16 protein-coding genes and 1 pseudogene are annotated in these 20,612 nt (G+C 65.4%); 10 read left to right on the forward strand and 7 right to left on the reverse strand.

The features are described 5' to 3' along the window. Positions 1–897: 897 nt before the first annotated feature. Both ACZYZE_RS17765 and ACZYZE_RS17770 read right to left on the reverse strand, forming a co-directional pair. Positions 898–1,710: a class I SAM-dependent methyltransferase gene (locus tag ACZYZE_RS17765; RefSeq protein ID WP_463909316.1), complete on the reverse strand. Its 813-nt coding sequence runs from the start codon at positions 1,708–1,710 to the stop codon at positions 898–900. A 5-nt stretch (positions 1,711–1,715) separates the two neighbouring features. After that, positions 1,716–2,777 (reverse strand): NAD(P)/FAD-dependent oxidoreductase, encoded by a 1,062-nt coding sequence (locus ACZYZE_RS17770; protein ID WP_463909317.1) that lies wholly within the window; start codon positions 2,775–2,777, stop codon positions 1,716–1,718. Positions 2,778–2,899: 122 nt separating this feature from the next. On the opposite strand from ACZYZE_RS17770, the gene ACZYZE_RS17775 reads away from it, so the two are divergent. The 5 genes from ACZYZE_RS17775 to ACZYZE_RS17795 all read left to right on the forward strand — a co-directional run bounded on the left by ACZYZE_RS17775 (position 2,900) and on the right by ACZYZE_RS17795 (position 8,011). After that, on the forward strand, positions 2,900–3,484 hold the full coding sequence (locus ACZYZE_RS17775; RefSeq protein WP_459320112.1) for a helix-turn-helix domain-containing protein: 585 nt from the start codon (positions 2,900–2,902) through the stop codon (positions 3,482–3,484). Between the two features lie 541 nt (positions 3,485–4,025). Further along, on the forward strand, positions 4,026–4,517 hold the full coding sequence (locus ACZYZE_RS17780; protein WP_459320111.1) for a hypothetical protein: 492 nt from the start codon (positions 4,026–4,028) through the stop codon (positions 4,515–4,517). A 584-nt stretch (positions 4,518–5,101) separates the two neighbouring features. Then, a complete protein-coding gene (locus tag ACZYZE_RS17785) occupies positions 5,102–5,644 on the forward strand; it encodes a PadR family transcriptional regulator (RefSeq protein WP_459320109.1) in 543 nt (180 codons plus the stop codon). A gap of 5 nt (positions 5,645–5,649) precedes the next feature. Next, on the forward strand, positions 5,650–7,362 hold the full coding sequence (locus tag ACZYZE_RS17790) for an ABC1 kinase family protein (protein WP_463909320.1): 1,713 nt from the start codon (positions 5,650–5,652) through the stop codon (positions 7,360–7,362). A 121-nt stretch (positions 7,363–7,483) separates the two neighbouring features. Beyond that, positions 7,484–8,011, forward strand: coding sequence for a DUF427 domain-containing protein (locus ACZYZE_RS17795; protein ID WP_463909321.1), 528 nt, complete (start codon positions 7,484–7,486; stop codon positions 8,009–8,011). Between the two features lie 308 nt (positions 8,012–8,319). Here the strand turns inward: ACZYZE_RS17795 and ACZYZE_RS17800 are convergent, their stop codons facing one another. From ACZYZE_RS17800 to ACZYZE_RS17815, 4 genes are all read right to left on the reverse strand, one after another. After that, positions 8,320–9,393: a DNA polymerase IV gene (locus ACZYZE_RS17800; RefSeq protein WP_463909323.1), complete on the reverse strand. Its 1,074-nt coding sequence runs from the start codon at positions 9,391–9,393 to the stop codon at positions 8,320–8,322. A gap of 690 nt (positions 9,394–10,083) precedes the next feature. Then, positions 10,084–10,428: a hypothetical protein gene (locus tag ACZYZE_RS17805; RefSeq protein ID WP_463909325.1), complete on the reverse strand. Its 345-nt coding sequence runs from the start codon at positions 10,426–10,428 to the stop codon at positions 10,084–10,086. Continuing rightward, entirely contained in the window at positions 10,425–10,949 is a 525-nt protein-coding gene (locus tag ACZYZE_RS17810; RefSeq protein WP_463909327.1) for a tautomerase family protein, read from the reverse strand. Before ACZYZE_RS17810 ends, ACZYZE_RS17805 begins: the two co-directional genes overlap by 4 nt. 40 nt (positions 10,950–10,989) lie before the next feature. Next, complete coding sequence (locus ACZYZE_RS17815) at positions 10,990–11,724, reverse strand: TetR/AcrR family transcriptional regulator C-terminal domain-containing protein (protein ID WP_463909329.1); 735 nt, start codon at positions 11,722–11,724, stop codon at positions 10,990–10,992. 142 nt (positions 11,725–11,866) lie between these two features. Between ACZYZE_RS17815 and ACZYZE_RS17820 the strand changes: the two genes are divergently transcribed. From ACZYZE_RS17820 to ACZYZE_RS17840, 5 genes are all read left to right on the forward strand, one after another. Further along, on the forward strand, positions 11,867–15,013 hold the full coding sequence (locus ACZYZE_RS17820; protein WP_463909331.1) for a PAS domain S-box protein: 3,147 nt from the start codon (positions 11,867–11,869) through the stop codon (positions 15,011–15,013). Continuing rightward, positions 15,006–15,389: a response regulator gene (locus tag ACZYZE_RS17825; RefSeq protein ID WP_459320101.1), complete on the forward strand. Its 384-nt coding sequence runs from the start codon at positions 15,006–15,008 to the stop codon at positions 15,387–15,389. Before ACZYZE_RS17820 ends, ACZYZE_RS17825 begins: the two co-directional genes overlap by 8 nt. Further along, positions 15,386–17,035: a response regulator gene (locus tag ACZYZE_RS17830; RefSeq protein WP_463909333.1), complete on the forward strand. Its 1,650-nt coding sequence runs from the start codon at positions 15,386–15,388 to the stop codon at positions 17,033–17,035. Before ACZYZE_RS17825 ends, ACZYZE_RS17830 begins: the two co-directional genes overlap by 4 nt. 139 nt (positions 17,036–17,174) lie before the next feature. After that, entirely contained in the window at positions 17,175–18,122 is a 948-nt protein-coding gene (locus tag ACZYZE_RS17835) for a HEAT repeat domain-containing protein (protein ID WP_463909335.1), read from the forward strand. After that, entirely contained in the window at positions 18,119–19,540 is a 1,422-nt protein-coding gene (locus ACZYZE_RS17840; RefSeq protein ID WP_459320098.1) for a glycosyltransferase family 2 protein, read from the forward strand. The genes ACZYZE_RS17835 and ACZYZE_RS17840 overlap by 4 nt, the downstream gene beginning before the upstream one ends. Before the next feature lie 258 nt (positions 19,541–19,798). Here the strand turns inward: ACZYZE_RS17840 and ACZYZE_RS17845 are convergent. Continuing rightward, positions 19,799–20,591 (reverse strand): annotated as a pseudogene (locus ACZYZE_RS17845) (transposase). Positions 20,592–20,612 lie beyond the last annotated feature (21 nt).

Raw genomic sequence — 20,612 nt, forward strand, 5'->3', positions numbered from 1 at the left:
GGCGGCCAGCGGCTGCTGCTGCTCAGGCATCTCGGACGACGTCTCATCGCCGGGGTGATCACCATAACCGTCTCCGAGCGGCGCTCACAGCTGCATCCGCCGAGTAGCACCGTTAGTAAGGAAATTTCAGCCACGGGGCCGCGGGTGCGTGCAGATAGCGACCAGTCCGCAACAACCGTCACAGGGTCCCGAGCAGGGTCAATGTCCAGACGCCTAAGAAAGCAAGAAACGGCTCTGACGAGCGGAAACGCTGTGCCACGTTGATTCCGCCAATCCAGGGGACCCCAGGTCCCAGCTGGCAGTCGTGATGCTCGCGCCCTTCGGGCAAATGGAACGAACCTGCGCGATCGAACGCGCAGCCCACGCGCGCACCGTTGCTGCTGCCAAGAGCATAAGGATCGGCCGGCACATCGTGGTCGCTCCAGCGAAAACCTGCCTACGCCGCACACCTTCGCGACCGGGAGGACCAGTCCATCTCCGAAATCGTCAAATCCACGGGCATCACCCGCTCCAGCCTCTACCCTCATCTGCCGCCCCGGCCCCCAGAGACACTGACCGCCGAGCACCAGCAAAACGCCTAAAAGAATGGTCCATGCCTCCGAGGTGGTTGGTGCACGCGACTTCGAACAAAGTGACGGCTGGTGCAGGCAATTCCTGTCGAAACAACTGTTTGTGCAGACGACTGCGAGCGATCCCGTGTCAGGAGCCGCCTGGCATGGGCGGACACGGCGTTGCGGGAGTCGCCGCCGTCGAAGACGACGGCGGAGCGCTGGGAACGCGCGATGGCCACGGCTAACGACAGCCCAGCCGTGCCGGCTCCGACCACGTCACAAAGGAGGTCGGCCGTGTTGTGCCGGTTCTGCCTCGGGACGTGCTGGCTTGGGGCTGGTCCTGGTTCTAGTCGGCGGTGGCCACCCAGACGGTCCGCGTGGCGCGGGGTTCCAGCTCGATGTCGTCGAAGAACCGCTCCAGCAGGTCTTCGACGGCGTCGCGGTCGTCCGCTGTCAGGGCCGCCAGGTGCGAGAAGCGCGCGAACCACTGCTGGGCGTACTCCCGTGCAGCCGGGGTCACGGGTGCACTGGTCGTCACTTCGGACTGGGTGACGCCGAACCCGGCGGCTTCGATGACCGGCGTCCAGTTCGGGTGGTGGTTCCACCCCTCGGCCGCCGCAGCGGCGTGGCAGCGCTGCTCCAGCAGCACTGCCCGCGGGTGGCTTAGGAAGCGGGGCAGAGCGGCGAGCTCGACGACGATCAGGACCCCACCAGGCGCCAGTGCCCGGCGGACCCCCGACAGGAGCCGGGCGGGGTGGGCGACGTGGTGCAGCGAGGACGATGCCCACACCAGGTCAACCGGCGCCTCGGCCACTGCATCCGCCGCAATCAAGGAGCCGGCAAGCGCCGGGAAGCCGTCGTCGAGGTCGGCCTCGACCGCGGCAAAGCCCTGCGCCCGCAGCAGCTCCAGCATCTGCGGGTCGTTGTCGACGCACGTCACCGCGGCGTCGGGGTACCGCTCGCGCAGCAGCCGGCTACCTGCGCCGGTGCCGGCGCCGAGGTCAACGACGCTGCGCGCAGCTGGCAGCTGGGTCAAGTCCAGGACGGCTGCAAGGTGATCGCCGAACACCTCGGCATCGAGGTCGAGGACGCGGTGCTGGTCATGACTGCCAGATCGCTGGTGGGGTTGATGGCCGTTGTCCCGCGTCCGGTGGTCCATGCTAGTTATCCTTCTACTGTGGCCGCAAGGCCCATGTCGGTGGCCTTCTGGCCATCATCCAGGCCATGGCGTCGGTGACCAAGCACCATCTTGGAGACGGCTGCTTCCGAGGCGGCCGAGAAGGGGCCGAAGTGCCCTTCAACGGCCCACCGGGTTTCCTCTTCGATGAGGTCGACGTTGATCCTTGCGCCGGCCATGACACCCTCGGCCGCCGCGGTGATCACCTGGGCCATTAAGTTGGAGACGTTGCCCCCCGCATACACGCCGCGGACAGCCGTCGCACCCATGGCGTCGGCCTCGATAAACCGTCCGGACCCCGACGGGTGCACCTGAGGACTTAGCCCGAGTGATTCCAGAAGCGCGGATCTAGCCTCCATCCGTGTTCCGACAGCCAGGGCCTGTACGTCGAATGAGGAGCCCCGGCGGAGCGTGAGCCCCGTGAGGACACCATCGACAGCGTCAACAGAAGCCACTGCGCCGTCGACGACCCTTACGGACCGGGCGGCGAGCTTGTCCCACTCCTCGTCGGTGGGCTCCACGGTGTCGTTGAGGAAAAGGGTGATATCCCCGGTCCACTGCCTGAACAACAGCGCCTGGTGGACCGACAGCGGGCCAGTGCCCAGCACCCCAATCCGTTGCCCGCGGATTTCCCAGCCATGGCAGTAGGGGCAGTGCACAACGCCCTTTCCCCATTGCTCCCGCAGCCCGTCGATGGGAGGCAGCTCGTCTGTCAAGCCGGTGGTGACAAGGAGGCGTCTGCCGGCGAACCGGCGGGCATCTCCGAGAATCACCTCGAATCCATCGGGGGTTCGCCGTGCCGAAACGGCGTCGCCGTCAACCACCGTTCCTCCGTAGGAGAGCACTTCGCTGCGTCCGATGGTCAGGAGTTCCCGGGGGTTCATACCGTCCCTCGAAAGATAACCGTGTATACCCGCCGCGGGTCCGTTGCGTGGAGTTCCGGAATCGATGACCAGCACCGAGCGCAGTGCCCGGCCCAGCGTCGTGGCCGCGCTGAGTCCCGCCGCGCCGCCGCCAACAACAACAACGTCATACCGTGTGGTGTCCATGCTGATTTGTCCTTCGTCGCGTCCTGATCGTTCGCCGCCAGCGTCCTTGGGCGGTTACACCAGCTTTCATCGCATAAGCGAGAATTGACAAACTTGATTGCCATTATGGCAAACTGTGGGGTATGACAACTGAGCTTGACGATGTTCTCGGGGCGGTCGGCCCCCGGCTTCGGGCACTCCGTACGGAACGGAACCTCACCCTCGGAGATGTGTCCTCCGCCTCCGGAGTATCGGTTAGCACCCTGTCGCGCCTTGAATCCGGCCAACGCAGGCCAAACCTCGAAATTCTGCTGCCCCTCGCGAGGTTGTACGGTGTTCCCCTCGATGACCTGGTCGGCGCGCCGCCCACCGGGGACCCGAGAATTCACCTGCAGCCCATCACCCATGGCGGCATGACGGCTGTTCCTCTCACGCGCCGCCCAGGCGGACTGCAGGCCTTCAAGATGGTACTCACCGGTGATTCCCGCGGGGCGGAACCCGAGCCGCGCGTTCACGAAGGCTACGAATGGCTTTACATCCTCAACGGACGGCTGCGTCTGGTGCTGGGCGACAAGGACTTTGACCTTCGCCCTGGCGAAGCCGCGGAATTCGACACCCACACACCGCACTGGTTCGCCAGTGCCGACGGCAGACCCGTCGAGTTCCTCAGTCTGTTTGGACAGCAGGGCGAGCGGATGCACGTGCGCGCGCGGCCCAAAACCTCATAACCGAAGAGGTCCGACGGGTTCCGTCCCTGATACCTGCCCGGTAAACGTCGGCGGATCGATCCATGACCCTGCCGACCCGGTGGGCCTGCTCCTGATTGTGGCAGTTTGAGTGGGACCGGTCTTGAAGTCTGAGAATGATGGTTCACACGCGTCGAGGGGTTGTGCCTCTCGTCTGGCCTGCTCGCGGGAAGAGGCACTTCTTCCGAGTCGAAGCGACAGCGGACGGCCATGTTCCCCGGGTCGTCGATGTCGACTCCTGCGTGTACCTTGAATGGCTGGCGACCGGGAGCCCGTACTCCATGACGATTCTCAACCCGCTTCATCCCGGGGGAATGCTCTACGTCCCGGGAGCACGGCGTCGAGGCTGCCACGGGTCTGCCGTTCTTGGTGTTTAGATTCAATACTTTGGCAGCGCCCCGAGTGCGCATGGGGACACCAAGCACAGAGCTTCGGCCCAGCACAAAAGGGTCCCACGCGGGAAACTTCCGACCTCGCCTGACGCCGCCACACGCTGCCTGCCGGCACATGGAAGTATTGACCTATGACTACTGACAATGATGCAGCCAACCTCCCGGCGCCAATGGACCCACAGGGCATAGACGCCTCGACCGAAGCCGGCCGTAGTTGGGACCACATCGGGGCCATCATTGTCGATGCCACGTTGCAGCGCCGGCAGAACTACCACGCGACCGTCCAGCCGCGCATTCTCGCTCTGATTGCGGCATGGCCGGATGCAGCCACGACCAGCGGATTCCGCCGGCACCTCGATACGGGGAAGCTCTCAGAAGTTATCAGCTGGCCCTCGCCTGGCCGTCTAGCCCAGGTAGAAGATATGGCGTGCGTGTTCGAGCGTCAGGGCATCGAAACAGTCATGGAACTCCGAGGCATGCTCGGTGACCACGACAAGAGGGCCGTTCTCCGGGATGCCCTGGCGGCCGTGCGGCATGTCAGTCCCAAAACACTGGATTACATCGACACCCTGAGTGGAATCTCCACGGGTGCTGCCGTGGACGTCGGGAGACACGGAGAGTAATCCGGGGTGGCTGCCGAGTCAGCTGGCGGCGGTCCAACTGGACGTGCGGGCACGCGCAGGAATTGATGGTGGACACTCACGTCGCGGCCGCCCTACTGACCGCGCTCCCCGCTGCCAGTACGGGGATGTCGCTTTCCATGGCGCTCGCCCGGCTCGCCCACTCCCGACCATGACGGAGCAGGAAACCCACCTCCCCATCCAAGAGAAGAAGCCACCCGGCCACAGCGGCTACATCCCGCTGAGTGGTATCGATTCCGGTCCGCCTTGAATCACGCGTTCCGGCAAGAACGGCTGGACGCCGACCGACGGCACCAGTCGAGCGCCGAGGTGCGGGACAACGCGCATACTGGAGTCGATGAACGTCATGGCGATGGGTTCGCGATTCTCCGATTTCAACGTTACGGCGTGCGGTAGGTGCGGCTACTCCCGCTTGTGTACGAACTCCTCGCGGTCGACGGCATCGGCGTGAACCTCGTGCGTGGTTCCCCCGCTCCGACAGCCTCTCGCACCGTTGGTTTTCTGCGTATCGGGATGTATCGTTAACTATCGTTGACTATCGTTCGCGACTCACGGAGGAGAGCATCATGCGTAATTCATACCCGACGGGCGGATTTGGCGCCAACAACATCGACGGCATGTGGCAGGCCGTCGAGGAGTTGCGCTCAAGGTTTGAGAAGCGCTCGGGCACCCGCGCGGGCCGAGGCGAAGTGCGGTCAGCGATACTGGCCCTGCTCGCGGAGCGGCCGATGCACGGCTACCAGATCATCCGTGAAATCGAGGAGCGCAGCGGTGGCAGCTGGAAGCCGAGTGCCGGCTCCGTCTACCCAACGCTGCAACTGCTGGCCGATGAGGGGTTCATCAGTGCCGAGGAATCCAACGGCCGCAAGATCTACTCGCTGACCGAAGCAGGCCGGGAAGATGTAGCGGGTGCCGATGCGTCAGCGCCATGGGAGTCAACGGGTCAAACATCCGGCACAGGGTTCACGGCGCTGCCCAAGGCCGGCGTCGAGCTCGCGCAGGCCGCCTCCCAGGTGGGTCGCACAGGCTCGCCGAAGCAGGTCCAGGAGGCCGTGACGGTGCTCGACGAGGCACGTCGTCGGCTGTACTCGATCCTCGCCCAGGACTGACGAGGGTGGCGTCGGTTCGCCGGGACCGGGCAGATCCGGTACCCGGCGCCGGGAACACCCGAGCCCGTTACCGTCGCATCCTGCGCTTCGCCGCGTGGCATCTCGCGGTGACGTGGTGGTTTGAGCTGTTCCTCCCTCGCATCGGGCTGGCCAGGATTGCTGAACGCACCCGGACCAAGAGGATGCGGCGCTTCGCGCAGCGCTTCCGTGTGCTCGCGGTGGACCTTGGCGGTCTGATGATCAAGGTTGGTCAGTTCCTGTCGTCCAGGCTCGATGTGCTCCCGCCGGAGATCACCGCTGAACTGGAAGGGCTACAGGACGAGGCGCCCCCCGTCCCGTTCCCCGCAATCCGTGCACTTGCCGAGGCGGAGCTGGGTGCACCACTGGACCAGGTGTTCGCCTCGGTCGAGGAGACGCCAGTCGCCGCCGCATCCCTCGGGCAGGCGCACCGGGCACAACTTCTTAGCACCGATGCCGCATACACAGGTCTCGACAACGTGGTGTTGAAGGTGCAGCGACCGGGCATCGACGCGATTGTCGACGTCGACCTGGCCGCGTTACGCAAAGTGGGCGGCTGGCTCAGCCACGTGCGCCTCGTGTCCGATCGTGCTGACATGCCCGCGCTGGTCGAGGAGTTTGCGCAGACCAGTCTCGAGGAGATCGATTACCTCCATGAAGCGGCGAACCTAGAGCGCTTTGCCGCTGATTTCGCCGACGACGACAGGGTGACTGTGCCTGACGTCGTATGGGAGCGGAGCACCCGCCGCGTGCTCACCCTCGAAGATGTCACGGCGATCAAAATCACGGACTCGGAGGCGCTTCTGGCGGCGGGCATCGATCCGGCGCAGGTTGCCCCGGTTTTCGCGTCGGTCATGTTCGACCAGATGTTCACGAACGGCTTTTTCCACGCCGATCCGCACCCCGGCAATATGTTTGTCACTCCGAATACCGATTCATCCGCAGAGCGCCCATGGAAGCTGACGTTCATCGACTTCGGCATGATGGGCGAGGTTCCGCCCAGTACTCGCAGCGGCCTGCGGAAGCTGCTAATCGCGGCCGCCTCGCGTGACGGTAAGGGCCTGGTGACCGCGATCAGCGACGTCGGTGTGCTCGTACCGTCGGCCGACACAGCCGAGCTTGAGCGGGCGATGAAGCACCTCTTCGCCCGGTTTGGCGGGATGGGCTTCGCAGAGCTTCGCGAGGTGGACCCGCGGGAGTTCCTTGATTTTGCGGTGGAGTTCGGCGACCTCGTTCGCTCGTTGCCGTTCCAGGTGCCGGAGAACTTCCTGCTCATCATCCGTGCGATGTCTCTGACATCGGGTGTGTGCAGCTCGCTGGACGCCCGATTCAATCTGTGGGACTCGGTCGAGCCCTATGCAGCGCAGCTGCTGCGCGACGAGCGCGGCAACATCGTGCAGGACGTGACTCAAAAAGCGCTCGAGGCCGCCGGGGTCGCTTTGCGTCTGCCGAAACGCCTTGATGGGCTTGTCACCCGAATCGAGGACGGTTCACTGTCGGTGGCTAACCCGCGCCTCGAACGGCAGGTGGCACGGCTTGACCGCACGGCGCAGCGATCGGCATCGGCACTGGTATTCGGCGCCCTGCTCATCGCAGGTTCCGTGGTCCGAGCGAACGACACGGTACTCGGCAGTGTGCTGATGATCGTGTCGGTGGTTCCGCTGCTGCATGGGCTGTGGGTGGGGCGCCGCGGCCTCTGAGTAGGCTGGTGAACCGAGACTCGGATGTAAGCCCAGCGCCCGTATATCCGCTGGCATGCTGCAAGTGGCCCTCACCCGGCGTTCACAATGGCCTCCCAGCCGAACATGGCAACATGGGGACATGACTCCTGATCACGGTTCCTCCGGCTTCTTCCGGCGTCCCCAGCCCATCAAACCCAAGGCCGGTCAAGAATCGGTGTGGGACTACCCGCGGCCGCCAAGGGTCGAGCCGCGATCCGAACGGGTTATCGTGCGACTTGGCGGGCAGGTGATTGCCGACACCACCGATACAGTGCGCGTCTTAGAGACGAGTCATCCGCCTGTCTACTACTTGCCCTTGGACTCTTTCCCTGCCGGTGTACTCGTCCCGGTCGAGGGCACCAGTTTCTGCGAGTTCAAGGGAGAAGCGCACTACTTCGACGTCGTTGCCGGCGGAGTCGTCGTTCCCCGTGGCGGGTGGATCTACCCGGAACCCACCCGGGGTTTCGAGGCGCTCAGTACCAGGGTGGCCCTGTACCCGGGTCCCATGGACTCCTGCGAGGTCAACGGCGAGCAGGTGACCTTCCAGGATGGTGACTTCTACGGCGGTTGGATCACCACACGGATCGCTGGTCCGTTCAAGGGTGGCCCGGGCACAGCCGGGTGGTGAGCACATGGGGCTGCCGGCTTTTTGTTGACTCGGGGTCTTAGGCCTGTGTGGGCTCGGTCCGGCTGGTTGTTTCATATTCGATGGGCGTGTGTCTTCCCAACCGTCTTTGCGCACGTGGGTGATCGCGCAGGACAGCGTCTCCACGGTCATCCCCGGTGCCCATTCCGCGGCGCGGGCTAGGGCAAACGCCGCGACGGGAGCGATATACGACGTCGTCAGCGGGCGTGCCATGGGCGCGCGCCGGACATCTACGACCGTTACATCCGCGAAGCGGTTCATCCGCGCTGGTAAGGATGGGAACGACGCCGTCACCAACCGCCACGCGTCGGCGTATGTCCCTTTCGGGCATCGTCGGGCATTGCCATTTCGGCCCGCAGGCCTAGGAGCCGGATGGGACGGCCCGCTTCAATTCCGGCTGCGAGGTCCAGGGCCCGCGCAAGGATTTCCTTCCGGTCGAAAGTCCCGGGGATCTTCCTCGCGTGGGTCTTGGTGAAGAACGGCGCGTACCGAACCTTGAGGGTCAGCCCAACCACGGGCCGTCCTTCGGCCACAACCTCCTCAAGGACGCGCGCTGTCAGCTCCCTTACGGCGTCGTCCACCTGGGCCGGCTCGGTCAGGTCGCGCTGGAAGGTGGTCTCCCGGCTATGCCCGCGGGCAACCCACGGGGTGTCGTCGACAATGCTGGCACCGTCCCCGCGTCCGAGCTCCGCGTACCAGGGACCCATTCTGGGGCCGAACTCCGGGACCAGGTCTTGGGGGTCGGACGCGGCGAGCTCGGCGACTGTGCTGATGCCGAGTTTGGCCAGCCGGCCCGACACCTTGGTTCCGACGCCCCACAGATCCTTGGTGGGCCGGCTGCCCATGACATCGAGCCAGTTCCCGGCAGTGAGACGGAAGACACCGGCCGGCTTGCCGAAACCGGTGGCGACCTTGGCCCGGACCAGGGTGTCGCCGATGCCCACGCTGCAATGCAGCTGCGTTCGCTCCAGGACAGCGGCCTGCACCTGCCGGGCGTAGGCTTCCGGATTCTCTGTCTTAATGCCTAAAAAGGCTTCATCCCAACCCAGCACCTGGACGGTGGCACCGGGCTGCGCGCGCAGGGTAGCCATCACCGTGTCAGACGCAGCGAGGTAGGCCTCCTGATCGACGGGCAGGATAACAGCATCGGGCGCTTTCCGGGCCGCAATGCGCAAGGGCATGCCGGAACCCACGCCGAACGCCCTGGCTTCGTAGGATGCGGTCGACACCACAGCCCGTTCCGTGGGGTCGCCCCGGCCGCCGACGATGATCGGCCTGCCCGCAAGCTCCGGCCGCCGGAGCACTTCGACCGCCGCGATGAACTGGTCGAGATCGACGTGCAGCACCCACCGGATTCCGTTCACGCCACCAGTCTGCCCTAAACATCCCTGGCAGGCATCGGCTCTCCACCGTGCTTGGCCGCTGAGCCTGCGGCCTCCTGACCTTCTTAAGAATTCCTGCGCAACCGAACACCGTCGCTTCGGAACCAAGTGGGATTCTGGTGCTCGATGGCGACAGCCGTCGTTCTCATGGGTCTGGGTACATATGTGCTCGTCCGCATGGCCAGGCCTCTGGGGGAAGAACGTCTGGCGCGCGACGCCAAGCGGCGGCGCTATCTAAATTGCTCTCCAGGATGCGGCGCGCTCCCCGGATCGCTGTGGGCAGGTGGCTGCCGGGCTTCGCTGAGCTGAACGACGGAGCGAGGGTTGGAGAATTGTTGCACTCGGCACAGACAAAGGCGAACTGCAGGCCGCGACTGGGACTGGGTATCGGACAGCAACTCGGCTGGCTGACCGCGCAGCTGAACTCAGTCGCCCCTGCCGTCGGCTAGTCCCGGTGGTTCCGCTTCCGAGCCCTGTGTGCAGCCCTGGCGGCCAGTACGACGAAGACCACCAAAAACCCAAGGGGCAACAGCACGAGTGGGTTCCAGCCCCTAAACCTCATCAGCCACCTCACTCAGGTAGTAATTCATTGCACAGAGTCTATCCGGCCCACCAAGGACACTTCACGGCCCTGGAGCTCGGGCTCGCAGCGGGACCACCGATGCGGATGGTTCAGTTTTTGGCCGTGATACTCACGCCTGCCACGGCACCGGTCCACGGGTCTGATCCCGGATTGAACTGCAGCAGTGCAGCTGAGACGTAGCCTGCCTGCAGCTGGACGAGCTGCGAGGTGACCTGGGAGCAGACCACGATGAGCTGCAGGGGCGCCGCCCCTGACTGCGGGTCCTGGTTGAGGCCCAGCCGGACGTCGGGAGCGCCGACGCACGCTGCCGTGAGCATGTAAGCGCCGGCAGCCTTCACCATTGCGTTCTTTCGGAACCCCACCGCGGGGCCGCCGACGGCGACCGAGTCCTCTAGGAGCAACGTCCCCGGAGCGACGCCGAGTCGCTGCTTCAACTCGGCGAGGTTGCTCGTCTCCAGATCCAACAGTGCCCGATCGGCAGCCGGTGCCGCGGCCGGCGGCGGACTAAGTGGCCCGGTTGGACCGCTCGCATCCTGGTATGCGCAGCCGGATAGGACCGCGACCAGCAACAAGCCTGCCAGCAATGCAGCTGTCCGGCGCATCCGTCCTTTACCCCCATGGTCGAGCATGGGCCAGAGTCTACGGTCAGATCCCTGAAAGGCCCAGCCATTGGCCAACACTGTTTCGTCCTGGCCGGACTCGGCCACGATGCTCCGGCGCCGGACCGGCCCTCACGCGGCACCTCCTGCAGGATTACCCGAATGGTGTCCGGGCAGATGCCCATCACCTGCGCACAGGTGGCCGTGAGGGCGGCAAGCAGTTGCCGCTTCTTCTCGATGGACGACGGGGGCGCGTTGGGAAGCTGGATGACAGGCATCCGCCGAGTCTGGCACGATCCGCCAGAGTGCCGGACGCGAACGATCATCCCCACAGACCGGGCCCATGGCTGGTTCATCGCACGGGAGGCTGCGCCGGTGCGTAAGTCTGTCAGTCAGTCAGTCAGTCAGTCCCCTGATTGTCGTGTCGAGCGCGAAGCGGAATTCATCGGAAACGGAGTCTCTCTCCCGCTGCGGCTCGGCGGTCAGGCGGGGGTAGGCGCCTGCACCACGTGCCGGGAGCAGGGCGATGAAGGAGGCGTTGGCTTCGGTGCCGTCGGGCATGCTACGCATCATGGCCGCATAGTTCCGCACAGTCCCCTGCAGCATCAGCGCTGCGCTTAGCCGCCCGTTCTCCGTCAGCGGGGAGTCGGCGAGGCTCTCAAGGAGCGATTCAATCCATTCGACACTGTTGGGTGTGCGGGGCATACCCGTAATGACGACATCGCTCAGCCACGGGTGGCGGTCGTAACGTCCATCAGGGCGACTGCCCAGGCGCTTGCATTGTCGCTGTATCCGCTGGAGGCCGCATTCGCCGGAACCGCCGTGCGGCTCCGGGCTTGTCGTCTCATCCAGGGACGGCAGGTACCGGGCTAATGCGTTGTCCGTTGATGGCGGCACGGTGGGGCGGAAGTGCCGTAGTAGTCCGAGCGGGGGAAAGCCCCGTACATGGCGAAGGGCCTCGTCGTTGGCCACGAGGCCCCCCACACCGTTACCAGGGCCTCCGTCGTCGCCATCCAGCTCGGCATCGCACTGGGCGCAGCCCTCGGCGGTCTTACCGTCGACATTCTCGGCGTTGCCTTTGTCCCCCTTATCGCAGCGGTTTTTCGCCGCCGGTTCCGTGGTCTTACGCATGGTCCTCGGCCGCTTCCTGCGCCACCATCCCCACCAGGTTCCAGTTCGTTGCGTACGGAGTTGAACCCAATATCCGAAGTTTTTGGGAAGGGTTTATCGCAGGGTGCAAATTCGCTTCGGAGATGTCTGACATAATCCACGCATGACCCGTATCCTCAAGTCGTTTTCGCGTTTCCGCGAGGCATTCGTCCACGGCGGCCTCACACTTTTGGCGACCGCGGCCGGCCCTCTCTCCCGGCGGCTTGCCGAAACGGCCAGCGAGAACGCCCGGCATGTGCTCGACGCGGTGGGAACCGGGATCTACGGCGTCGATGAGGACGGCCGAATCTCATTCGTCAACAAGACACTGTGCGAGCTGATCGGTGCGGACCGGGCGGACGCCCTGCTGGGACAGGATCACCACCATGCACTGCGGCACCGTCCAACGGAAGGCCGCGCCATTGCAGGGGCCAGCACAGGGGTCAGCACGGACGAGTGTGAATTATGTGCCGCCATCGGCCACGCGGATTCGGCTGGCGGATGCATCTCCTTCGGGGGCCTGGACCAGGAGCCGCTGCCCGTCGAGTTCGCCTCCCGGCCCTGGGTGAGCGCCGGGGAATACCGCGGCACCGTTATCACCATCCACGACCTGCGGGAACGCCGCGCCCTGGACGCTAAGCACCTTCAGGCGCGGGCCGAACGCGACCGGCTGGTCTCCGTGGTTGAAGCCAGCCCGAACCTCATTGTGGTGGGCAGATCCGATGGCCAGGTGGAATGGATGAACAGCAGCGGGCGCACCATGCTTGGCATCCGCGCGGACGAGGATATCCACTCGTACACCATCCAGGACATGTTCGCGGCCGAAGAGCTGGAACGAATCCAGGCTGAGGACATGCCGGCCCTCCTCACGGCCGGCCGGTGGCAGGGGGCACGGTCGTTGCTGTCCCCTGCCGGGGGTTCCATTCCCGTAGAGGTCGAGTCCCATCTGCACCACGACGCGGACTTCCCGGAAGGCTACTTCGTTTCGGAAATAATGCGGGACCTCCGGCCGCAGCTCGAGCAGGAGCGCAATCTGCGGCTCAGCGAGAGCCGACTTTCCATCGCCGAGACGGTTGCCCGAATGGGGAGCTGGGAATGGGATCCCGACAAGGATTCCGTCAAATGGTCGCGCGGTCTCTACCGGCTGTACGGAATGGAGCCCTGCAGCGGTGATGAGACTGCGGACACCTGGCTCAAGACCCTGCATCCGGATGATCAGGAACGCGTCACCGAAATTTGCGCGCGGGTGGCAGCCGGAGTCGGCACCCTTGACTTCGTGTGCCGCTCTAACCGCGCCGACGGTACCCAGATGGTGGTCCACAGCAGGGGCGAAATCATCCAGGAGCCCGGCGCTCCGCGCGTCATCGTCGGTACCCTACTGGACATCACCGAGCAGCATGCGGCACTCGCGGCGGTTCAGCAAAGCCAGGAACTGACCAGGCGGATCCTGGCGTCCGCTGGCGAGGCCTACGTGCAATTCAACTCGGAAGGACTGGTAAGCGAGTGGAATGTCCAGGCCGAAGAAACGTTCGGGTGGCCTCGGGCTGAGGCGATCGGCCGGCCGCTGGTCCGGTTGGTTCTGGGGCATGAAGACCGGAAGCCCCTTGAGCGGCTGCTCGGGCAGCACCGTGGATCTGAGGACGCGGGAAAGCTCACGGAACGTTTTGAACATCCCATGCAGCACCGCTCGGGGCGTGAATTTCCGGCTGAAGTAACCGCCTGGACCACGGATGACGGAGCGCAACGCGTGTTCAGTTGCACGATCCGCGATGTCAGTGAACGGCACGCCGCGGAACGGGTGAAGGACGAATTCATCTCCGTGGTGGGACATGAACTGCGCACTCCCCTGACTTCCATCCACGGGGCACTGGGGTTGCTGCGGGCCGGCCTCCTGGGCGAATTGAACCCCAGAGGACAGCAGATGGTGGATATCGCTGCCCACAACACGGACCGCCTTGTGCGTCTGATCAATGACATCCTGGATATCGAGCGGCTTAACTCCGGCGAGGTCGCCCTTGAGTTGCAGGCATGCGACGTCGCCGTCCTGGCCGAGCGGTCCATGGAGGTAATGCGGTCCATGGCCGACGGTGCCGGGGTACGCTTGACGCTCGACGCCCGGCCTGCTGTGCACTCGGTCGACCCCGATCGGATCGAACAGACCATGACCAACCTGCTCAGCAATGCAATCAAGTTCTCGCCCGCCGGCGCAGAGGTCCTCCTGCTGGTCCGTTCGGACGCAGCCGGGCTTTCGATCCAAGTCCGGGACCAGGGCCGCGGCATTCCGGCTGAAGATCTGGAACGGATTTTCGACCGGTTCCAGCAGGTGGATGGTTCCGATGCCCGGGAGAAGGGCGGCACGGGCCTAGGCCTGGCCATCTGTCGGACCATCGCGGAACAGCACGGCGGGCGCATATGGGCCGAAAGCGGGCCAGCCGGCGGGGCAACCCTCACCTTGACGCTGCCCGCAGCCAACGCGGCGGGCCTGAACGTGGAAGCCGGGGCGCCCGGCGGACCCAAAGTCGTCATCTGCAGCGAAGACGCCTCGGTACGTGTCCGAATAGCGGAGATGCTGCTGCCGCATGGTTATGAACCCATAGAGGTGGTTAGCAGTACCGCGCTATTAGACGCCTCACTCCAGCACCGTCCCGCAGTCATCCTGCTTGAACAGAGGAACCTCGCTGTTGCCAATTGGGAGGCCGCCGTCGGCCTGCGCGACAATCCCGATACCCGGGACATCCCGGTGGTCTTCCTGAGCTTCGACGGAGACAAAATCCTGGCTGAATCTGAAGGCCTAACGTGTTCCGACGCGCCGTTGGACATGGATGGTCTGTTGGCGGCGGTTGGCGAGGCCCTCGGAAAGCGCAACGCCGGACCGACGTTGCTGCTAGTTGAGGATGACGAAGGCCTTGCCGCCGTCCTGACGGAGGGATTCAGGCAGCTCGGCATTGATGTCCACCACGCATCCACCGCCCGGCAGGCGCTGGCGCTGTGCGCCCACATAGTCCCGGACCTGGTGGTGCTTGACCTGCAGCTGCCGGACCAGGATGGTTTCGCCGTGGTGGCGCAGCTTCGCCGGGACTCCCGGCTCCGCAGTGTGCCATTGGCCGTCTACAGCGCCCGTGACCTCAGCGAGGCGGACCGAAAACGGCTGCGACTTGGAAAGACCGGGTTCTTCACCAAAGGACGCGTCAACCCGGATGAGTTTGAACGGCACGTGGTGGACCTGCTAGGCCTTCTGGCCGTTAATACTGAGGAGCAGACCCATGGATAACCCGCGGCGCATCTTGTTGATTGACGACGACGAGGGCATCCGGGAAGTGGCCCGCACCGTACTCGAAATGGTGGGGGGATACGACGTCGAAACCGCCGCCTCCGGGCTGGAAGGCCTCGAGAAGGCGCGCACCAGTCCGCCCGATGCGATCGTGCTGGACGTCATGATGCCCGGACTTGATGGGCCGGCCACCTTCGCTCTGCTGCAGGAGCAGCCTGCAACGCGCGACGTGCCGGTCATCCTCCTGACGGCCAAAACGCAGGCGGCCGATCGGAGCCGGTTCGCGTCGATTGGGGTCGCCGGTATGCTCTCGAAACCGTTCGACCCCATGGCGCTCTGTGACCAGATTGCGGGCATCCTGGGCTGGGAGTCATGAACGGCGGAGCACCAACGACCGGCAAGATTGATCCGACGGCAGCGATCCGGGCCATCTGGAACAGCAACCGCGACGAGGTCATGGGCCGCGTGGCCGTGCTCGAGGACGCGGTGCTGGCCATGATAGAGGCGAGGCTGTCCCCGGAGGATCGCAGCGCCGCCGAACGCGACGCCCACAGATTGGCCGGTGCCGCCGGCACCTTCGGCTTCCGGCGCGCCTCCGAGGCGGCCCGCGAGCTGGAGGGGATTCTCGCGGGTACGTACCCTGTTCCGCTGGACCGGACACTTGTCGCGGCCGATGAAGTGGTAGCGCTCCGGCGTGACCTCAGCCGGGACCCGGCGCCGCCCGCCGCGGAAGGTGCCGCGACCCGACCCTTAGAGCCAGCGCCGCCATCATCGGCCGGCCGCTCTGCAGGTGTCCCCGCACGGGAGGGCTTACCCGCCGGGCCGCTCGTGGCCATCGCTGCAACCGGCCGTCAGCGCCGGGAACAGCTGGCCGCTGCCGCGATCCACTGTGGTTTTCAGTCCCTGGGCATCGGTGCGCACGGCTGGCTACCGCAGGAGGGGCCACGGCCCGACGCCGCGCTCATCGACCTCAGCGGGGGCGTCGGCGGGGTCGCTCTCATAGCCCGTCTGGCCGCGCTGGATCCTCCTGTTCCCTCACTGGCCCTGACGCCGCCGCATGGACCCTGCGACAGAGTCTCGGCGGCGCGCGCGGGGGCCCGAGGATTCCTCAGCACCGAGGCGTCCCCCGAGGAGCTCTTCAGCGCGGTGCAGGACCTGCTTACACCCACCAAGGCGCCCGAATGCACAGTGCTGGTCCTTGACCACCTAACCGCGAGCCTGTCCTCAGTGCGCGCCGCGCTGCAGAACGCGGGGCTGCGCGCGGTGGGACTGGAGGACCCGGCCCAGTTTTGGGAGCTGCTGGAGCAGACGCAACCGGACCTGGTCATCCTTGGAACCAGTTTGCCCGGGGCTGGCGGAGCTGAATTATGCCGGGTACTCCGCAGCGACGCCCGGTGGGCCGGCCTGCCTGTGCTCCTCTTATCGGCATACGACGACGCACCCGCCGTGGCCGCCTTCTACGACGCCGGCGCCGACGATGTCGTGGCCAGGCCGTTCGCTGGTAGCGACCTTGCGGGGCGGGTCCTGAACCGGCTGGAACGCACGCGGGTGCTCCGTGCAACCGCGCTGGCTGATCGGACAGTGGATGCGCAAGCTGTTGACCATGCTGCCAGGCCGTCCGCGGGAAATGTCGCCGCCGATTTCGATGTGGACGTGGTGGTCGTTGAAGACGATCCTCTGCTCGCGGAGCTCCTCGGGCATGCCTTGACTACGCGCGGTTACCAGTTCCGGCTCTTTAGCGACGGGCAGGCCGCTGCCGCTGAACTGGCGGGCAGCCCGGCCGCCCTGCGATCGCGCGTGGTCTTGCTCGATGTCGATCTGCCCGCACTCAACGGGTTCGGCGTGCTGCGGCAGATGGCCATGGCGGAGAACCTCGTGGCCACCCGCGTGATCATGCTGACCGCCCACTCCAGCGAGACGGAGATCGTCAATGCCATGGAACTAGGAGCCTTCGACCACGTAGCCAAACCCTTCAGCGTGCCCGTGCTAATGCAGCGCGTGCGCCGGGCACTGGGAGACTGACATTCAGCTGTACGACATACTCACCGGTGTCTGGTTCGCCGAGTTCGCGATCCTGGGTGCCGGACTAAGCCTCATTTTCGGCCATGCGGTGTTCCAGCAGGTTCGCGCCGCGAGACTGCGGCCCGGGATGCGGGTTAGCATGCATATCTTGGCTCGGGTCCTGAGCGGAGACCCGGAGCGTCCGGCCCTACCGAGGCTTCCACTGGACAAGGCGATCGAAGCCGTGGCCGAAGCAACGCGCAGCATCGACGAGGTGGGCCGGGCACGGCTTGCGGAGCTGCCCGAGTACCGGGAACTCGCCGAGCGCTCCGCGCGCTGGTGCACCAGCATGCTTTGGCCCCGCCGCCTCAAAGGCGTCCGGCTGCTCCTCATTTTGGGCGCCGGCCAGGACACCGTCCCCCGGTTGCTAGATGACCCCCGCCCGGAAGTACGAAGCTCCGCGGCCGCCTGGGCGGCCAACCACCCGAGCCCGCAAGTCGCCACCACGCTGGTCCGGATGCTCAGCGACGAGGCCCTCGCCTGCCGGCTGGCCGCCCAGGGCGCCCTGATCCGGATGGGCCGCCACGCCGTACCGGCCATTATCGGCCATTTGGCCCACGCGGCCCCGGCTTCGTTGGCCACCGCCCTCGTCGTCGCGTCCCGCGTGCACAACTCCGCCCTGGCTGCACCGGCGCTGGCGCACAGGCACCACAGTGATCCCGCGGTTCGGGCCGCCGTCGCCCAGGTGATCGCCTCCGGCGGCGGGCCCGACAGCGTCGAGGGACTCGAAGGGTTGCTTGCTGACCCGGCGGCCCTGGTACGGGCCACCGCGGCGGCCGGGCTGGGCGGACTCGGGCACTGGCCAAGCTCCCCGCTGCTCGCCGAAAGGCTGGGCGATCCTGCCTGGGAAGTCCGCCGCGCGGCCGGCCTTGCCCTCGACCGGCTCGGTGGCCCAGGTCAGCTGTATCTTCAGCGCGCCCTCCAAAGCCCGGACCGGTTCGCTCAGGACATGGCCCGGCAGGTACTGGACCGCACCAGCCCGAGCCAGGGCGCGGCGCGCCCGGCCGAACCGACAGTATTGGCCCTAGAGGGCCAGGAGCGCAGATGATCTACGACGCCGTCACAGCGGTCCTGGCAGGTTTCGCCTGGGCCGTGTTTGCCTATTTTATTGTGGTCAACGGTTGCCAAACGGCGCTATTGGTCAGCGCGACGACGGCGATGCGCCGGCATCGGCAGCGGGTATGGCAAGAGGACCGGGTTGGCCTGCTCGGATCCGCTGTGACACCGACCATCAGTGCGCTTGCGCCCGCCTACAACGAAGAAGCCAACGTGGCTGAGAGTGTCCACGCGCTGATGATGCTGCAGTACCCGTCGCTGGAAGTGGTGCTCATCAACGACGGCTCCGCAGACTCGACCCTTGAAGTGCTGATCCGCACGTTCGACCTATATCCAATCCACCCGATCTTCCGCAATCAGGTGCAGTCCCAACCCGTCCGCGGCCTCTATCGGTCGAAGATTCACCCCCAACTGCTGGTTGTGGACAAGGAGAACGGCGGGAAGGCCGATGCCCTCAACGCGGGCCTCAACTGCGCAACCGGCGAGCTTGTCTGCGCCATCGACGCCGACACTCTCATCGAACCGGACGCGTTGCTGCGGATTGTCCGGCCCTTCCTGACCGATGAGAACGTAGTGGCCGCCGGCGGTACCATCCGCGTTGCCAATGGTTCGAGGGTTGCCCACGGGCGCGTCCTTGACGCGCGGGTTCCCCAGGGTCTGCTCGCAGGCTGCCAAACCGTGGAATACCTCCGCTCGTTCCTGTTCGGAAGGCTGGGCTGGAATAACCTCGGTGGAAACCTGATCATTTCGGGCGCCTTCGGTCTGTTTCGGCGGGAATCCGTGATGGAGGTGGGTGGCTACGTCCATGACACGGTCGGGGAGGACATGGAGCTCATTGCCGACTTGCGGCGCCAGGGCCAAGACCGCGGGACCGCGAGCCGGGTGGATTTCGTTCCCGACCCGGTGGCTTGGACCGAGGTCCCGGAGTCCTGGCGTGTGCTCGGACGGCAGCGGGACCGTTGGCACCGGGGTCTGACCGACGTGCTGCGCCGGCACCGGGGCGTACTGTTCAATCCCCGGTACCGGGCCCTGGGGCTGGTGGTCTATCCCTACTACGTGGTGGTGGAGCTGCTGGGTCCGGTCGTTGAGGCGCTGGGGTTGGTCGCCGTGCCGCTGGGGTTGGTCCTCGGAGCGGTCGATGTGACGTTCGGCGCGTTGTTTCTGGCGGTGGCCTATGGCTGGGGTGTGCTGTTGAACGTGGCAGTCATCGCGCTGGAGGAATTGACATACCGGCGCTACAAGCGGTGGCGCGACCTGCTGTTGCTGCTGCTCTGGAGTGTCGTGGAGGGTGTTGGCTATCGCCAGCTCACTGTCTTCTGGCGGCTCCTGGGACTTTGGCGTTATACCCGGGGCCGCAAGGACTGGGGCGTAATGAGCAGGAAAGGCCTCGGGATGCCGGCACGGCTGTGAGGGATCCGTCGCGGAGCCTGTGGGCCAGTTGGTGGCCACGAGGATTTCTTTCCCGTGGCCCTGCCACGGGACAATGGCGCGTGGACACCCCGCCCTACAGCAGCACGTGGTCTTGGGCGGCCCACAGCAACGGCAATCTGCCGCTTACCACCCGGGCTGATCCCCGCCCGGCACCAAACGCGCCGGGCTAACCCTCCAAAGCGATCCAGCGCTCTGTGCTGCTGCGGCAATTTCGGACAGCGGAATTAGTGGATTCTTCTACGCTGCCAAGGCTGGCGGTTGATAACCACAGTGGACTTCGTTGGGCCGCCGGTAACCGAGCGCGGAGTAACGGCGCCGGCTGTTGTAAAACCCCTCGTTGTAGCGAATGACGCCGCTTCGAGATTGTGATTTGGTCGCGTAAACGGTCCGGTAGACGCGCTCGCCGGGGAGGTCTGTGGTGATGCGGAACGGCCGTGGTTGACAGGCCACCGGGCCCTGGTGGCGCATGATCTGCCGCACCAGTTCGGGTGAGCACTCGGTCTGTTCCGCCGCGCGATCGGCGTGGATTCGCCGGTACCCGTAGGTGCCCTCGGACTCCTCGAAGAAGTGCTGGATCCGTGCTGTCAAGGCCCCGCGGCGGGCCGCCGTGGCCGATTGCGGGCGGGTGGCCCAGTGATAGAAACCGGACGTCGAGACAGCCAACCAGCGGCACATTTTCACCACCGAATTCAGATTGGCGGGCTCAGCTTTGTGGGAATCGATGAATTCGTGCGTGCCCACTACCGCTGCTCCCGCGCGAAGTATGCGCTGGCCTTTTTAGGAAGGCCGTCTCCGCCCGCAACTTTTGAACTTCACGCTCGAGTTCCTTCAGCCGGGCCCGTTCCGACACCGTCAGATCAGCCTCGGTCCCGCCGGTGGCCTCGCGGTACTTGACCAGCCAGTTGCGGAGTGTCTCGGGGCCGACGCCGTACGCGGGTGCCACGTCCTTGATCGGCTTGGACGTGGCGATCACCTCGCGGCACAGCTCGTCCCTGAACTCCTGGGTAAATCGCTTCCGTGATGCGGTCATGCTGATCTCTACTTTCGGTTG

It is taken from the genome of Pseudarthrobacter woesei (assembly GCF_055412745.1).

Excerpts from the sequence above, each read along its gene's own strand:
- ACZYZE_RS17775 (WP_459320112.1), top strand. The coding sequence starts at position 2,900 with ATGACAACTGAGCTTGACGATGTTCTCGGGGCGGTCGGCCCCCGGCTT.
- ACZYZE_RS17810 (WP_463909327.1), bottom strand. The coding sequence starts at position 10,949 with ATGAACCAGCCATGGGCCCGGTCTGTGGGGATGATCGTTCGCGTCCGG.
- ACZYZE_RS17840 (WP_459320098.1), top strand. The coding sequence starts at position 18,119 with ATGATCTACGACGCCGTCACAGCGGTCCTGGCAGGTTTCGCCTGGGCC.
- ACZYZE_RS17785 (WP_459320109.1), top strand. The coding sequence starts at position 5,102 with ATGCGTAATTCATACCCGACGGGCGGATTTGGCGCCAACAACATCGAC.
- ACZYZE_RS17770 (WP_463909317.1), bottom strand. The coding sequence starts at position 2,777 with ATGGACACCACACGGTATGACGTTGTTGTTGTTGGCGGCGGCGCGGCG.
- ACZYZE_RS17780 (WP_459320111.1), top strand. The coding sequence starts at position 4,026 with ATGACTACTGACAATGATGCAGCCAACCTCCCGGCGCCAATGGACCCA.
- ACZYZE_RS17825 (WP_459320101.1), top strand. The coding sequence starts at position 15,006 with ATGGATAACCCGCGGCGCATCTTGTTGATTGACGACGACGAGGGCATC.
- ACZYZE_RS17815 (WP_463909329.1), bottom strand. The coding sequence starts at position 11,724 with ATGCGTAAGACCACGGAACCGGCGGCGAAAAACCGCTGCGATAAGGGG.
- ACZYZE_RS17820 (WP_463909331.1), top strand. The coding sequence starts at position 11,867 with ATGACCCGTATCCTCAAGTCGTTTTCGCGTTTCCGCGAGGCATTCGTC.
- ACZYZE_RS17765 (WP_463909316.1), bottom strand. The coding sequence starts at position 1,710 with ATGGACCACCGGACGCGGGACAACGGCCATCAACCCCACCAGCGATCT.
- ACZYZE_RS17835 (WP_463909335.1), top strand. The coding sequence starts at position 17,175 with ATGCATATCTTGGCTCGGGTCCTGAGCGGAGACCCGGAGCGTCCGGCC.
- ACZYZE_RS17830 (WP_463909333.1), top strand. The coding sequence starts at position 15,386 with ATGAACGGCGGAGCACCAACGACCGGCAAGATTGATCCGACGGCAGCG.
- ACZYZE_RS17795 (WP_463909321.1), top strand. The coding sequence starts at position 7,484 with ATGACTCCTGATCACGGTTCCTCCGGCTTCTTCCGGCGTCCCCAGCCC.